This window comes from Bacillus sp. JS, from assembly GCF_000259365.1.
In the GTDB taxonomy this organism is placed as follows: domain Bacteria; phylum Bacillota; class Bacilli; order Bacillales; family Bacillaceae; genus Bacillus; species Bacillus stercoris.
In genome coordinates, this window is record NC_017743.1 from 966,487 (window position 1) to 979,235 (window position 12,749).

Annotated in this window: 13 protein-coding genes; 7 read left to right on the forward strand and 6 right to left on the reverse strand. The window is 46.0% G+C overall.

Features of this window, described 5'->3' with window-relative positions:
• Window positions 1-41: 41 nt before the first annotated feature.
• A complete protein-coding gene (gene bstA / locus MY9_RS04730) occupies window positions 42-578 on the forward strand; it encodes a bacillithiol transferase BstA (RefSeq protein WP_014663253.1) in 537 nt (178 codons plus the stop codon).
• Here the strand turns inward: bstA and MY9_RS04735 are convergent.
• Both MY9_RS04735 and MY9_RS04740 read right to left on the reverse strand, forming a co-directional pair.
• On the reverse strand, window positions 575-2,131 hold the full coding sequence (locus tag MY9_RS04735; RefSeq protein WP_014663254.1) for an MFS transporter: 1,557 nt from the start codon (window positions 2,129-2,131) through the stop codon (window positions 575-577). The genes bstA and MY9_RS04735 overlap by 4 nt on opposite strands.
• A gap of 111 nt (window positions 2,132-2,242) precedes the next feature.
• A complete protein-coding gene (locus MY9_RS04740; protein ID WP_014663255.1) occupies window positions 2,243-2,725 on the reverse strand; it encodes a MarR family transcriptional regulator in 483 nt (160 codons plus the stop codon).
• 171 nt (window positions 2,726-2,896) lie between these two features.
• Here MY9_RS04740 and mprF point away from each other — a divergent pair, with 171 nt between their 5' ends.
• The gene (mprF, locus tag MY9_RS04745; RefSeq protein WP_014663256.1) at window positions 2,897-5,467 is read left to right on the forward strand and encodes a bifunctional lysylphosphatidylglycerol flippase/synthetase MprF; all 2,571 of its coding nucleotides are present in this window, start codon (window positions 2,897-2,899) and stop codon (window positions 5,465-5,467) included.
• A 218-nt stretch (window positions 5,468-5,685) separates the two neighbouring features.
• On the opposite strand, the gene MY9_RS04750 is transcribed toward mprF, so the two are convergent.
• Window positions 5,686-6,663 (reverse strand): ABC transporter substrate-binding protein, encoded by a 978-nt coding sequence (locus MY9_RS04750; protein WP_014663257.1) that lies wholly within the window; start codon window positions 6,661-6,663, stop codon window positions 5,686-5,688.
• Window positions 6,664-6,791: 128 nt separating this feature from the next.
• On the opposite strand from MY9_RS04750, the gene MY9_RS04755 reads away from it, so the two are divergent.
• The 4 genes from MY9_RS04755 to MY9_RS04770 all read left to right on the forward strand — a co-directional run bounded on the left by MY9_RS04755 (window position 6,792) and on the right by MY9_RS04770 (window position 10,489).
• Complete coding sequence (locus tag MY9_RS04755; RefSeq protein ID WP_014663258.1) at window positions 6,792-7,793, forward strand: FecCD family ABC transporter permease; 1,002 nt, start codon at window positions 6,792-6,794, stop codon at window positions 7,791-7,793.
• The gene (locus MY9_RS04760; protein ID WP_014663259.1) at window positions 7,790-8,821 is read left to right on the forward strand and encodes a FecCD family ABC transporter permease; all 1,032 of its coding nucleotides are present in this window, start codon (window positions 7,790-7,792) and stop codon (window positions 8,819-8,821) included. Before MY9_RS04755 ends, MY9_RS04760 begins: the two co-directional genes overlap by 4 nt.
• Window positions 8,822-8,935: 114 nt before the next feature.
• Window positions 8,936-9,817 (forward strand): PhzF family phenazine biosynthesis isomerase, encoded by an 882-nt coding sequence (locus tag MY9_RS04765; RefSeq protein WP_014663260.1) that lies wholly within the window; start codon window positions 8,936-8,938, stop codon window positions 9,815-9,817.
• Between the two features lie 87 nt (window positions 9,818-9,904).
• Entirely contained in the window at window positions 9,905-10,489 is a 585-nt protein-coding gene (locus tag MY9_RS04770) for a nitroreductase family protein (RefSeq protein ID WP_014663261.1), read from the forward strand.
• A gap of 37 nt (window positions 10,490-10,526) precedes the next feature.
• Here the strand turns inward: MY9_RS04770 and MY9_RS04775 are convergent, their stop codons facing one another.
• The 3 genes from MY9_RS04775 to MY9_RS04785 form a co-directional block, all read right to left on the reverse strand.
• Window positions 10,527-10,718 carry a YfhD family protein gene (locus tag MY9_RS04775; RefSeq protein ID WP_014663262.1) on the reverse strand — a complete coding sequence of 64 codons (192 nt, stop codon included), beginning with the start codon at window positions 10,716-10,718 and terminating at the stop codon, window positions 10,527-10,529.
• Window positions 10,719-10,784: 66 nt separating this feature from the next.
• The gene (locus MY9_RS04780; protein WP_003223230.1) at window positions 10,785-10,895 is read right to left on the reverse strand and encodes a YfhE family protein; all 111 of its coding nucleotides are present in this window, start codon (window positions 10,893-10,895) and stop codon (window positions 10,785-10,787) included.
• Window positions 10,896-10,949: 54 nt separating this feature from the next.
• Window positions 10,950-11,861 carry a TIGR01777 family oxidoreductase gene (locus MY9_RS04785; protein WP_014663263.1) on the reverse strand — a complete coding sequence of 304 codons (912 nt, stop codon included), beginning with the start codon at window positions 11,859-11,861 and terminating at the stop codon, window positions 10,950-10,952.
• A gap of 88 nt (window positions 11,862-11,949) precedes the next feature.
• Here MY9_RS04785 and recX point away from each other — a divergent pair, with 88 nt between their 5' ends.
• Entirely contained in the window at window positions 11,950-12,741 is a 792-nt protein-coding gene (gene recX, locus MY9_RS04790; protein WP_014663264.1) for a recombination regulator RecX, read from the forward strand.
• Window positions 12,742-12,749: the final 8 nt, after the last annotated feature.

A 12,749-nucleotide genomic window follows, 5' to 3' on the forward strand; every position in this document is an offset into this window, starting at 1 on the left:
TGTAAAATAAAGGAGAAGAGTGAAAAGAAGGGGGAACATGCATGACAACAGACAACCTAAGCTACCCAATAGGAGAATACAAGCCGAGGGAATCCATATCGAAGGAGCAAAAAGATGAATGGATACAAGCCCTTGAAAAAGTGCCTGCCCAACTGAAGCAAGCCGTAGAAGGCATGACGGACAGCCAGCTTGACACACCGTACCGGGACGGTGGATGGACCGTTCGGCAAGTTGTTCATCATCTGGCTGACAGTCATATGAACAGCTATATTCGTTTTAAATTAAGCTTGACGGAAGAGACGCCGGCTATCCGTCCGTATGATGAAAAAGCATGGTCGGAGTTAAAAGACTCGAAAACGGCAGATCCGAGCGGTTCACTCGCCCTTTTGCAGGAGCTTCACGGAAGATGGACGGCTCTGCTCCGCACTCTGACGGATCAGCAATTTCAGCGCGGGTTTTATCACCCTGATACAAAGGAGGTTATTACTCTGGAGAACGCGCTCGGCCTGTATGTCTGGCACTCACATCACCATATCGCTCATATTACAGAGCTTTCCAAACGGATGGGGTGGTCTTAACGCTTTTGCCGGCGGAAAGCTGGAATACTGATAGCGGCAATCACCAGCAGTGAGATCACAGCAGCCGCTGCATATAAATGGTCATAGCCGCTGGCGACACTCGCATGAATGGCGTCGCTTATCGCGGCTTTGATTTCAGGAACGGGAATGCGTTCAACTTGATCTTGTAAAGTAGAAACATCAGAACTGTCGATCTCCGGAATCATCTGCCTCGCCTTTTCTGAATGCCCGCTGTCCGATAAGCGGCTCTTGATTTCATCACCGATTTGGTCGAACCCGGCTGTGATAAAACCTGCGTAAAGAGTAGGCGCCAAGGTCAGTCCAATTTGTCTTACTAATGAAAGCGTGCCAAGCGCTGTGCCCTTATTTGTTTTAGCCGCCTCTGATACAAGGACGTTCAGCGGAGCCCCTAAGAGAAAGCCAAAACCGATCCCAGCCACCACACTTGCGATCATAAACTCCCATTTTTCTGTCACCCAAAGCGGAAATAAAGCAAACCCCGCACATGAGATGATTCCCGAAAGAATAACGGTTTTTACAGGACCTTTTTTGTCGGTAAGCGCTCCGCCAAGCCAAGCGCCGATTCCGGAAGCCAACGCAAGAGGTGTCATCCAATAGCCTGCTTTTGCGGCAGGGACTCCTAAATACTGCTCGACATATGACGGGATAAAAATGACTGCCGCCAAGAGTCCCCCGGATAACAAACCGATGATAAGCGTGCGCTGAAACATGTTGTTCCGTAGCAGAGAATACGCTAAAATCGGATCGCCCCCGCGCATTTCAACTCTCTTTTCATACGTGATAAGCGCTGCAAAACAAAGAATGCCAAAAATAATACATCCATAAACCTCCGGATTTCCCAAGCTGTTTAAGAGATTTGCCCCGTCAAGGTTCGTCATGCCGTACATCACGGCTAAAATCGACAGGGACAGAAGAAAGATGCCAGCCGTATCGAGGCGTTTAGCCTCAGGCGCTTTTGTTTCCGCGATAAAACATGCGCCGAAAACAACCAATAGCACGGCAATCGGCAAATTAATCAAAAACAGCCAATGCCAAGACCCGGTCCAATCAAGCAGAAAGCTTCCGATATTTGGCCCGAGCACAGCGGCCATGCCGTTCATTGCGCCAAGCAGCCCAAGCGCCTTTCCTTGTTTTTCCTTTGGAAGCGTAGCGAGAATGTGCGAGCTGCCGATGATAAAAATCCCGCCGCCGCCAAGCGCCTGAATCAGCCGCGATATCAGAAAGAGCGGGAAGCTTTGGCTCAAAGCAACAAGCAAAGAACCAAGTCCGAACAGGCAAACCTCAATGAGAAAGAGTTTTTTTCTGCCGTAGCGGTCGGAAAGCTTTCCGACGATTGGCACACTGACGCTAAGACCGAGCGTATAAAGGGTGATGCCCCATGATCCCCAAGAATGAGAAACAGCAAACGACTCGTTTATCGTTGTTAAAGCAGCCGAAATAATTCCGTTATCTAAAGCAGCCATAAACACGCCAATCGTAAACAGGCTGATTGCCCACTTTTGGCTTTTCTGCTTTGTTAATGCTTCAGACATATTTATCAACTCCTCTTTAGTTCACTAGAAATATATTATTCATTTTAAATGAACTAAATGTCAAATAAAAAAAGCCTGTTTCCGCAGTTTGCGGATGACAGACTTGCAGATCTATTCTTTTTTCGCTTTCTCTAATGCTCTTGAAAGGATAGACAGCCCTTCAGAAACAGCCTGCTTTTCTTCAGGGGACAGCAGTTCCAATGAACGCTTCAATTTCAGGTGGCCTTTTTCATACAAACCCCGGAAAATATTTTTCGCATTCTCTGTCAACTGAACAACCACTGAGCGGCGGTCCTCTTCAGAATGTGAGCGTTTGACAAATCCTGATTTTTCAAGCCGGTCAAGCAGCCCTGTTGTATTAGACAGGGAAGCTCCCATTTTTTCAGCAATGTCACTCACTTTCAGTGTTCCATGGTTGTTTAATAGCATCAGCACTTTCATTTGCGGCATACTCATATCCAGCTTCATCCATTCGGACACATCACCGAGCCCGGCAGAAGTTAAGACTTTCATATAGAGCACCCATATTTCCCGCTCCTCCGATGAAAGAATGTTTTCGTTTAGTACCGTTGTATCATGTAAATTATATTCCATTTCATCACTTCCTCATCATTCACTCCTCTTATCATATTACTCGATTTCTACTCCTGAAAGAAAGTGAGCAGAAACTGCATGCGGGACTTTGTCCGAGAAATAACGGTAGTGTATAATGAGTTGGAGATTATTGGGGGAGAGATTCGAACTAGAATATGATTGGAGAGACCATTGCTGATTAAAAAGAATGCTTTATCAATATTAAAAATCGTTTTTCCTATTGCTGTTTTGCTATTTGTTATTTATCAATCGAAAAAAGAACTGACAAATCTGTCTTTCAAACGTACGCTCATGGTCATCAACGGGCTGGAACGAACAGACTTATTCATACTTGTGTTTGTCGGCTTGCTGGCTGTAGCGGCCATGTCTCTGTATGATTACGTCCTGAAATACTCACTGCGCCTATCGATCACAAACGGAAAAGTATTCAGGGTTTCCTGGATCGCCAATTCATTTAATAATGTGCTGGGATTCGGCGGTTTAGCCGGAGTCGGGTTAAGAATGATGTTTTATAAGGAGCATACGAAAGACCATAAGGCTCTCGTGAAAGGAATCGCCTGGCTCACATCATCTATGCTGCTCGGATTATCTGTTTTCAGCATTTTTGTCGTTGCACGAGTGCTGCCGGTGGATGAAGTCATTCATGAAAAGCCTTGGCTGTGGGCGGTCGTTATCGGTTTTGCGCTGATATTGCCGCTATCCTTGGCAGTGTCCAAAATAAAAGACCGCAAAGCTGGGGACGAAGAAAATGCGGATAAAGTGAAAAATCCGATTTTCGCATATATTGGAGCTTCCGTTGTTGAATGGCTCATGGCCGGGATCGTCATCTATTTTGCTTTGTTCGCTATGGGCGTTCATGCTGATATCAGGTATGTGTTCGGAGTGTTCGTCATTGCGGCGATCGGCGGGATGATCAGCCTCGTGCCGGGCGGCTTTGGTTCGTTTGACCTTTTGTTTTTGCTGGGGATGGAGCAGCTTGGCTATCATCAGGAGGCCATCGTTACTTCTATTGTATTGTACAGGCTTGCCTATTCATTTATCCCATTCATTTTGGGACTATTCTTTGCCGCAGGCGACCTGACGGAAAATACAATGAAACGGCTCGAAACGAACCCGCGCATCGCACCGGCAATTGAGACGACAAACGTTCTGCTTGTTGTTCAGCGTGCGGTATTAGTGAGAATTTTGCAAGGCTCGCTTTCGCTTATTGTGTTCGTAGCAGGCCTGATTATCCTGGCCTCAGTTTCCTTGCCGATTGACAGGCTGACGGTCATACCGCACATTCCGCGCCCGGCTCTTTTGCTGTTTAACGGTCTGTCTTTAAGCTCAGCGCTCATTCTGCTGATATTGCCGATCGAGCTTTATAAACGGACAAAACGCTCCTATACGATGGCCATTACAGCACTTGTCGGCGGGTTTGTGTTCAGCTTTTTAAAAGGACTTAACATCAGTGCGATATTCATACTGCCGATGATTATCGTATTGCTTGTGCTATTGAAAAAACAATTTGTCCGCGAGCAGGCATCTTATACACTGGGACAATTGATTTTTGCTGTAGCGCTGTTTACTGTGGCACTCTTTAACTACAATCTGATTGCGGGCTTTATTTGGGATCGGATGAAGAAGGTGCTGCGTCATGAATATTTCGTCCACAGCACCTCGCATATTACACATGCAACCATCATGGCAATCATCATTGTGCCGCTGTTCTTCTTTATATTTACAGTGGTCTATCATAAGAGAACGCGACCGATCGGAGAGAAAGCTGACCCTGAGCGTCTTGCTGCGTTTCTCAATGAAAAAGGCGGCAACGCGCTGAGCCATCTCGGCTTTCTTGGAGATAAGCGGTTTTATTTTTCAAGTGATGGGAATGCATTGCTTCTGTTTGGGAAAATCGCCAGAAGGCTGGTCGTGCTTGGCGACCCGTCTGGCCAAAGAGAATCATTCCCGCTCGTGCTGGAAGAGTTTCTGAACGAAGCGCATCAGAAGGGATTCAGTGTTTTGTTCTATCAAATTGAACGAGAGGACATGGCGCTGTATCACGATTTTGGCTACAACTTCTTTAAATTGGGCGAGGAAGCATATGTAGATTTACATACATTTACCTTGACTGGGAAGAAAAAAGCCGGCCTTCGGGCAATCAATAACCGCTTTGAGCGGGAGGAGTATACTTTCCATGTGGATCATCCCCCATTTTCTGATGCGTTTCTGGAGGAGCTGAAACAAATCTCAGACGAATGGTTAGGTTCGAAAAAGGAGAAGGGATTCTCGCTCGGATTTTTTGATCCTGCCTATTTACAGAAAGCGCCGATCGCCTATATGAAAAATGCAGAGGGAGAGATCGTTGCATTCGCAAATGTCATGCCGATGTACCAGGAAGGAGAGATATCGGTTGATCTGATGCGCTATCGCGGCGACGCTCCAAATGGCATTATGGACGCATTGTTCATCCGCATGTTTTTATGGGCAAAGGAAGAGGGCTGCACGTCATTTAATATGGGAATGGCACCCTTGTCCAATGTCGGCACTGCCTTTACATCCTTCTGGTCAGAAAGGTTTGCCGCTGTCATTTTTAACAATGTCAGATACATGTACAGCTTCAGCGGCCTAAGGGCCTTTAAAGAAAAATACAAACCGGAGTGGCGCGGGAAATACCTGGCGTATCGGAAAAACAGATCTCTTTCTGTCACCATGTTCCTCGTTACACGTCTGATTGGCAAAAGCAAAAGAGACTCCGTCTAACAAGACGGAGTCTCAGCGTGTCGGCAAACCCTCGCATTCGTTGTCAGGACTCCGCTTCGGTGCTCACGAATTAGAACATTCGCTCCGCTCCTATGCTCGTCCTTCCTAGACTTCAAGGGTTTTCAATCACGCTGAAAAGATGACAAAATCCTAAAATGAAAACCATTTTAGGATTTTGTCAACAATCTGAGACTCCGTCTAACAAGACGGAATCTTTTTTATTTCGTTTTTAAGAAGTAGGTTTCAATATCATCAAGCAGGTAGTTTGCGGCTTTAATTCCGCCTGCGGTTGTCCATACGACGTCATCGACTTCATGTGCGTTACCTGACTTCACGGCCTTTAGGTTTTTCCATAGTGAACTGCTTGTCCACTGATTGGCCCATTTTTCATTTTCCTTTGCATTATCGGCTTTATATGTGAAATAAAACAGCACATCGGCATCCATATCAGGAATGGACTCTTTACTGTCTGTTGAGAACGTAAATTGGTCCTTTTGCTTCTTGAACAGTTCTACTTGTTTTTCAGGGCGTTTGAAGCCAAGCTGGTCTAAAATAATTCCTGAGAATGAATCAGTATAATAGATTCTTGATTCACCGGATAAAAAGCGTACGACAGAAACTGTTTTGTTGGTCTGGTCGCCAAGCTTTTCTTTTAAATCGGCAGCGCGTTTATCAAAATCGGCAATGGCTTTCTTGCCTTTATCCGCCTTGTTCACCGCGTTGGCATATAAAGTCAGGTTATCCTTCCAATTCCCGGCCAAGGATTCAGCAAAAACAGTCGGTGCAATCGCATTTAGCTGATCATAAATTTTTTCCTGGCGCACTTTGTTTCCAATAATCAAATCAGGCTTTAATTCTGCGATGGCTTCCACATTCGGTTCTGTTTCAAGGCCGACGTTTTGAACACCTTTCATGTCATCCTTCAGATAGTCATACCACGGGTCGCCCTTCCATGACTTCACGGCGCCAACCGGCTTGATGCCAAGCGCTAAGAGCGCCTCTGTGCCTTCGTTTGTTAAAACAACAATCCGTTTTGGATTTGCGGGAATGTTGTCTGATGTTCCCATTGCATGTTTAACCGTTCTGGTTTTGCTGTTTGACTCCTCGCTGTTGCTTGAACTTTCTGAACTATTACAGGCAGAAAGTACGACAAGGGTCATTAAAAATACGAATAGCATGCTGATATGCTTTTTCATCTTTTTCCTCCCGATATTGAAATTCATTATCATTTAGATCATAATAAGCAGTGGTGAGAGTGTCAATCCCTAATTGAGGATTATTCTCAAAAACAAACAATACATAGTAAATCTGGGAGAATGAGATCATGATCTGCAAAAAGGCATCTTCAAAATGGATTACGTTATTATGTCTGATTTTCATTTTACTGGCAGCTGTCTGCGCAAGTGTTGTGTACGGTTATACAGGTACGTCATGGGGACAGGTCTATCAAGCGTTTCATTCCTTCAACGGTACAAATGAGCATGTCATCATCAAGGACGTCAGGCTTCCGCGTGCTTTGGTTGCCACAGTCGTCGGCGCCTCGCTTGCAGCCGCGGGAGCACTCATGCAGGCGCTCACAAAAAATCCGCTTGCGTCACCGGGAATTTTCGGAATAAACGCCGGTGCCGGCTTTTTTATTGTGGCCGGATCGTTTTTTCTGCATATTCAATCACCTCAGGCACTAGTATGGAGCTCGTTTCTAGGGGCAGCATTTACCGCTGCGATCGTCTACGCAGCAGGCTCGTTTGGGAGAGAAGGGCTGACACCAATCAAATTGACGCTGGCGGGAGCTGCCATGGCAGCCATGTTTTCTTCTCTGACGCAAGGCTTGCTGTCTGTCAACGAACTTGAGCTCGCCCAGGTGCTATTTTGGCTGACTGGCTCTGTGCAGGGCAGGAGTCTGGATCTGCTGATGACGATGTTTCCATATGCAGCGGCAGCGCTGGTAATCTGCTTTTTTCTTGGCCAAAAAATAAATCTCCTTGTGATGGGAGAAGATGTGGCAAAAGGACTCGGCCAAAAAACGGGCCTGCTGAAATTCGTGATGGCGCTTTGTGTTGTCTTGCTAGCAGGATCTGCTGTCGCCATTGCCGGGCCGATTTCCTTTATCGGCATCATTATTCCGCACTTTGCCCGATTCGTCGTCGGTAATGATTATCGCTGGGTTCTGCCGTTTTCCGCTGTTTTGGGTGCCATTCTGCTTGTTTCCGCGGACATTGGTGCGCGATATATCATTATGCCTCAGGAAGTTCCTGTCGGGGTCATGACCGCCATCATCGGAATGCCTGTGTTTGTGTACATCGCAAGAAGGGGGGCGAAGCTATGAAACTTCGTTTTGGCGTTACTGCGGCTGAAAAGAAAGCGTGGATCGTCTTTTTGGTTTTACTGGGATTAACAGCTGCTGTCCTCATCATAAGCGCCGGTCTTGGACAAAGGTTTATTCCTCCCTGGGATGTAGCAAAAACATTCTTTGGCGCAGGTTCCAAGCTGGATGAACTGATGATCATGTCGTTCCGCATGCCAAGAATTTTGACGGCTTTATGCGCCGGCGTTTGTTTGGCAGCGGCAGGCGCGATATTGCAGGGACTCGTCAGAAACCCTCTCGCATCTCCGGATATTATCGGAATAACGGGAGGAGCGGCAGTAGCTGTCGTACTTTTAATGATGTTCTTCTCAGACCGCAGCAGTTCACTTACGATCAGTCTGTCATGGCTTCCAGCAGCCGCATTTATCGGCGCATCGGCTGTCGGACTCATCGTCTATTTACTGGCATACAAAAATGGCGCCTCCACATTTCGGCTGGTGCTTATCGGAATCGGATTTTCAATGTCGGCGCAGGCGATGACTACCCTGTTGATGATCAAAGGTCCGATTTACCGGGCATCACAAGCCAATGTATATATCACTGGGTCAGTTTATGGGTCAAACTGGGGGCATGTAAAAATAGCTATTATCTTATCTGTCATTCTCCTATTCATTTGTTTTGTCGCGCTGAAAAATATGAATATACAGGTGCTGGGTGAAGATATTGCGGCGGGTGCGGGAAGCGCTGTGCAGCGAAATCGTTTTTTCTTGCTCCTTTTGAGTACGGCTCTTACGGGTTGTGCAGTTTCAGTTGCCGGCACAATCGGTTTTGTCGGGCTGATGGCGCCCCATATTGCAAGACGGCTTGTCGGCTCATCTTATGGCGCGCTGCTTCCGGCGTCGGCACTTATTGGGGCTCTGCTCGTCTTAACAGCTGATATTGTCGGCAGAACCTTATTTGCTCCGGTGGAAGTGCCAGCCGGCGTCTTTACAGCGGCTATCGGCGCCCCTTATTTTATTTATTTGCTCTATAAAACAAGAAACTCTTGATCGTTACGCCCATTTTCTTGAAGAAGAAAATGGGTTTTTTTATTAATAACTGAAGATTCGTAATTAATTTTGCTATACTGACAGAGACATTGATAAAGAAAGGGCGGCAGATGAATGAAAGAAGCAGAGGTATTAAAATATGAAGCATTTACAAGCAGTCCCGGAAAAGGAAACCCCGCAGGCGTCGTATTGCAGGGAGACGATTTTACTGAAAACGAGATGCAGATCATAGCCGAGCGTGCCGGGTATTCAGAAACCTCCTTTATCCGAAAAAGCGAGTCGGCCGATCTTGAACTCCGTTACTTTACCCCTGGACACGAAATGAATTTGTGCGGTCATGCTACAGTTGCTTCTCTTTACGCATTATGTGAGAAAGGGATGCTGGAGAGCGGTAAAACGTACAGCATCCAAACGAAAGCCGGAATACTGCCTGTGAACATTTCTGAAAAAGATGGCCGCATTCACATTACGCTTGAACAGGCCTCCTCGCAATTCAAACCATTTACAGGCGATCGGGAAAAACTTGCGCACGCACTGGGAATCACCGAAGAAGATTTTCATGAAGATCTTCCGATTGTATTTGGCAGCACTGGCATATGGACAGCCATCGTACCGCTTAAATCATTAGAGGCTTCTAAAAAGATGGTGCCAGATAACAAACAATTTCCGAATGTGTTAGTTGATCTGCCAAAAGCTTCAGTCCATCCGTTTACCTTTGAAACCGTTCATCCTGACAGCGACCTGCACGGACGCCACTTTTCATCCCCGTATTCGGGAACAATTGAAGACCCAGTGACCGGCACAGCGTCCGGCGTGATGGGGGCTTATATGAAACATTATGGCAATGCCGAGCAGCATAAATTTATCATTGAACAAGGGCAGGAAATCGGAAAGGATGGAAAAGTCGAAATCGAAATGAACGAAGCGGACGGCCATGTGAAAGTGAAGATGACAGGAACGGCCGTTTACTCAGAAACACGTATTTTTAACATCTAATACGGATGATGGTTTACAACAAGATGCACTTTCCGTTATCATTATGAAATGATAATCATTTTCAATTGGATAGGAAGGTGAAACGGTATGCCTCAAACCGAACAAATACATCAGCACTCAGAACTGCGGGACATCATACGCAGCAGAAGATCGATTCGAAAGTTTAAACAAGGGCCAGTACCTGCAGAAGTCATTCTTGACATGCTTGAAACGGCAAAATATGCGCCAAATCACAGAGTAACAGAGCCATGGAGATTTATTTACGTTTCCAGTGAGACAGGTAAAGCGAACCTCATCAATACATTTGCAGCGTTCTCTAAGAAATCCAAGCCGGATATGACAGAGGAAAAGCTTCAAAATTTCAAAAACACACTTGGGCGCGTTCCGGGTTTTCTGCTCGTCGTTTTTCAGGAAGATGAAAACGAAAGAGCGCGAGACGACGATTTTGCGGCAACAAGCTCATTAATTCAAAACCTTCAGCTTCTTGCTTGGGAAAAAGGAATCGGCATGGTTTGGAAAAGCGGAAAAATCCTATACGACAAAGAAGTCCATCAGGCCTTTGGTTTACAGGATAATGAACGCTTCGCCGCCATCATACAAACGGGTTATCCTGACGAGTCGCCGGAAGTGAAAAAACGCACACCGATCCGCGACCGGTTCACTGAAATGTAAAAAACCCCTTGTCTCAAACGGAGACAAGGGTTTTTTATTAACGAGATTTCTTTTTCGCTCTGTTGTCGGCTGCTTTCGCACGCTCTTGCGCTTCGCGGTCATTTGCATCAGCAAGCTCGCTTGAATATTCTTCGTAAACGCCGTCAGTTTCCCTTTTTAATGCATCGGGAACTTGTGGAAGCTTTTGTTTGTTTTTATCACGGTTTTTGTGGATATGATTTCTGCCCATATCAAATTCCCCCTAAAAAGTGATATCAAACAAAGATAGTATTTGGTTTTAAGGGGCTATGTATTCCTACTTCCGCTTAGCAGCTTTTTCCGCTTTTTTAAATTCGCCTGAATAAAGAACTTCCTGCATTTTCTTCAGGTTGGCGCCTTGCTGGTGCTTCTCCCTCTTTTTTTCCATAAAAAGGACCTCCTTCAACCATGTTATCCTTAAGGTTGACGCTTCCTGCTGTTTTTATACAGTCTTTCGGTCCGTTATCAGCTGTAAGAGTGCGAAGGCAAGATCCGAATATGTAAAACGAAATCCAGAGGTGATCGCTTTTTTAGGAAGAGCGCGCTGACCTTTCACAATCAAAAGACTCATCTCACCCAATGCTTTTGATAAAAAGAATTCCGGGACGGGGAGCCAGTGCGGGCGGTGCTTCACCCGTGCAATCGTTTTGCCGAATTGTTTCATTTCCACAGGATTGGGCGCGGTGACATTCATTGGGCCAGAGATGCCGGCGTTTTCCACCGCAAATCGGATCATCTGGGCTGCGTCTTCGACATGAATCCATGACAGCCACTGTCTGCCTGTTCCGATCGTTCCGCCGGCCAGAAACTTATAGGGGAGAACCATAAGCGGTAGAGCGCCTTTTTCTCCAAGCATCACGCCAAATCTCGCATAAACCGTCCTGATGCCCATCGCCTCAATATTCTGTCCTTCCTTTTCCCACAGGTGCGCAGTATGGCTGAGAAAATCCTCATCTGACGTTGCAGAATCCTCTGTAAAGGTTTTCTCAAGGCTTGTGCCGTAAATACCCACAGCACTGGCTTGGATCAATGTCTTCGGTTTCTCCTTCTGTTTACGAATAAGCCGCTGCACTTCACGCGTCGCATTGATACGGCTGGAGAGAATGTCCTGCTTCGTTTTTTCTGTCCAGCGGCCAAAAATCGATTTTCCCGCAAGGTTTATCCAGACATCAATATGAGGAAGTTCCTGCTCCGGGGCGGCTCCTTCCGTCAGCCATTGGACATATGTCATATTTTTTTGTTCAGTTTCCCTTGCGTTTCTTGATAAAATATAAACATGGTGTCCCTGGCGGGTAAGAACGCCTGTCAGATGCCGGCCGAGAAAACCGGTTCCGCCCGTCATTGCGATATTCATCAACATCTCTCCTCATCGTTCTAATAAATATACTTTACCTCATTTTAATAAAAGGAAACACGTTTCAGGCCTGAGAAGGGAGATTAAGATGCCGTTTATTACAAAAATATCAGCGCAAAAAAAGAATACGGAACGCTTCAATATTTTTCTGAATGATAAATACGCCTTCAGCGTGGACGCGGATGTGCTTGTGAAATATGAGCTCAAGAAGGGAAAAGAACTTGATGATCTTGACATCATTGAGATTCAATACGGCGATGAAGTGAAGAAAGGCTTCAACCGCGCGCTTGAATTTTTATCCTATCGAATGCGGTCAACGAAAGAGGTCGAGGACCACTTGAAGAAAAAAGAAACCTCGCCACCCGTCATTGCGGAGGTCATCCATAAGCTCAACGATTACAAGTACTTAAACGACCAGGAATTTGCCGCAGCCTATGTCAGCACCCACAAAAAAACAAACGGAAAAGGACCTGATGTTTTGTTCAGAGAGCTGAGAGCGAAGGGAATTGATGACGATACAATTAAGGAGGCGCTAAGTTCTTTTTCCTTTGAAGATCAGACAAGAGAAGCGGTCAAGCATGTTGAAAAGCTTCTCAAAAAAGATAAAAAGCTTTCGACAAAAGAACTCAAACAGCGCGCCCAGATGCAGCTTCAGCGCAAAGGCTTCTCATTTGATGTCATCAATGCGGCGCTAGAGCAGATTGAATATGAAAATGATGAAGACACAGAGAAAGAAGCGCTGCGCATTCAAGCAGAAAAAGCGCTTAGAAAATACCGCTATGACGGCTCCTATGAAAGCGCCATGAAGGTCAAACAATTTTTATTCCGCAAAGGATTCTCACTCGATTTAATCGAACAATTTCTGCACGAAGAGGAGTAGCTGAAAAA

Bases quoted from the DNA above. Each gene is read 5' to 3' on its own strand.
- bstA (WP_014663253.1), top strand. From the start codon at position 42: ATGACAACAGACAACCTAAGCTACCCAATAGGAGAATACAAGCCGAGG.
- MY9_RS04785 (WP_014663263.1), bottom strand. From the start codon at position 11,861: ATGAATATCGCAATGACGGGCGGAACCGGTTTTCTCGGCCGGCATCTG.
- MY9_RS04740 (WP_014663255.1), bottom strand. From the start codon at position 2,725: ATGGAATATAATTTACATGATACAACGGTACTAAACGAAAACATTCTT.
- MY9_RS04755 (WP_014663258.1), top strand. From the start codon at position 6,792: ATGATCTGCAAAAAGGCATCTTCAAAATGGATTACGTTATTATGTCTG.
- recX (WP_014663264.1), top strand. From the start codon at position 11,950: ATGCCGTTTATTACAAAAATATCAGCGCAAAAAAAGAATACGGAACGC.
- MY9_RS04750 (WP_014663257.1), bottom strand. From the start codon at position 6,663: ATGAAAAAGCATATCAGCATGCTATTCGTATTTTTAATGACCCTTGTC.
- MY9_RS04735 (WP_014663254.1), bottom strand. From the start codon at position 2,131: ATGTCTGAAGCATTAACAAAGCAGAAAAGCCAAAAGTGGGCAATCAGC.
- MY9_RS04770 (WP_014663261.1), top strand. From the start codon at position 9,905: ATGCCTCAAACCGAACAAATACATCAGCACTCAGAACTGCGGGACATC.
- MY9_RS04765 (WP_014663260.1), top strand. From the start codon at position 8,936: ATGAAAGAAGCAGAGGTATTAAAATATGAAGCATTTACAAGCAGTCCC.
- MY9_RS04775 (WP_014663262.1), bottom strand. From the start codon at position 10,718: ATGGGCAGAAATCATATCCACAAAAACCGTGATAAAAACAAACAAAAG.
- MY9_RS04760 (WP_014663259.1), top strand. From the start codon at position 7,790: ATGAAACTTCGTTTTGGCGTTACTGCGGCTGAAAAGAAAGCGTGGATC.
- MY9_RS04780 (WP_003223230.1), bottom strand. From the start codon at position 10,895: ATGGAAAAAAAGAGGGAGAAGCACCAGCAAGGCGCCAACCTGAAGAAA.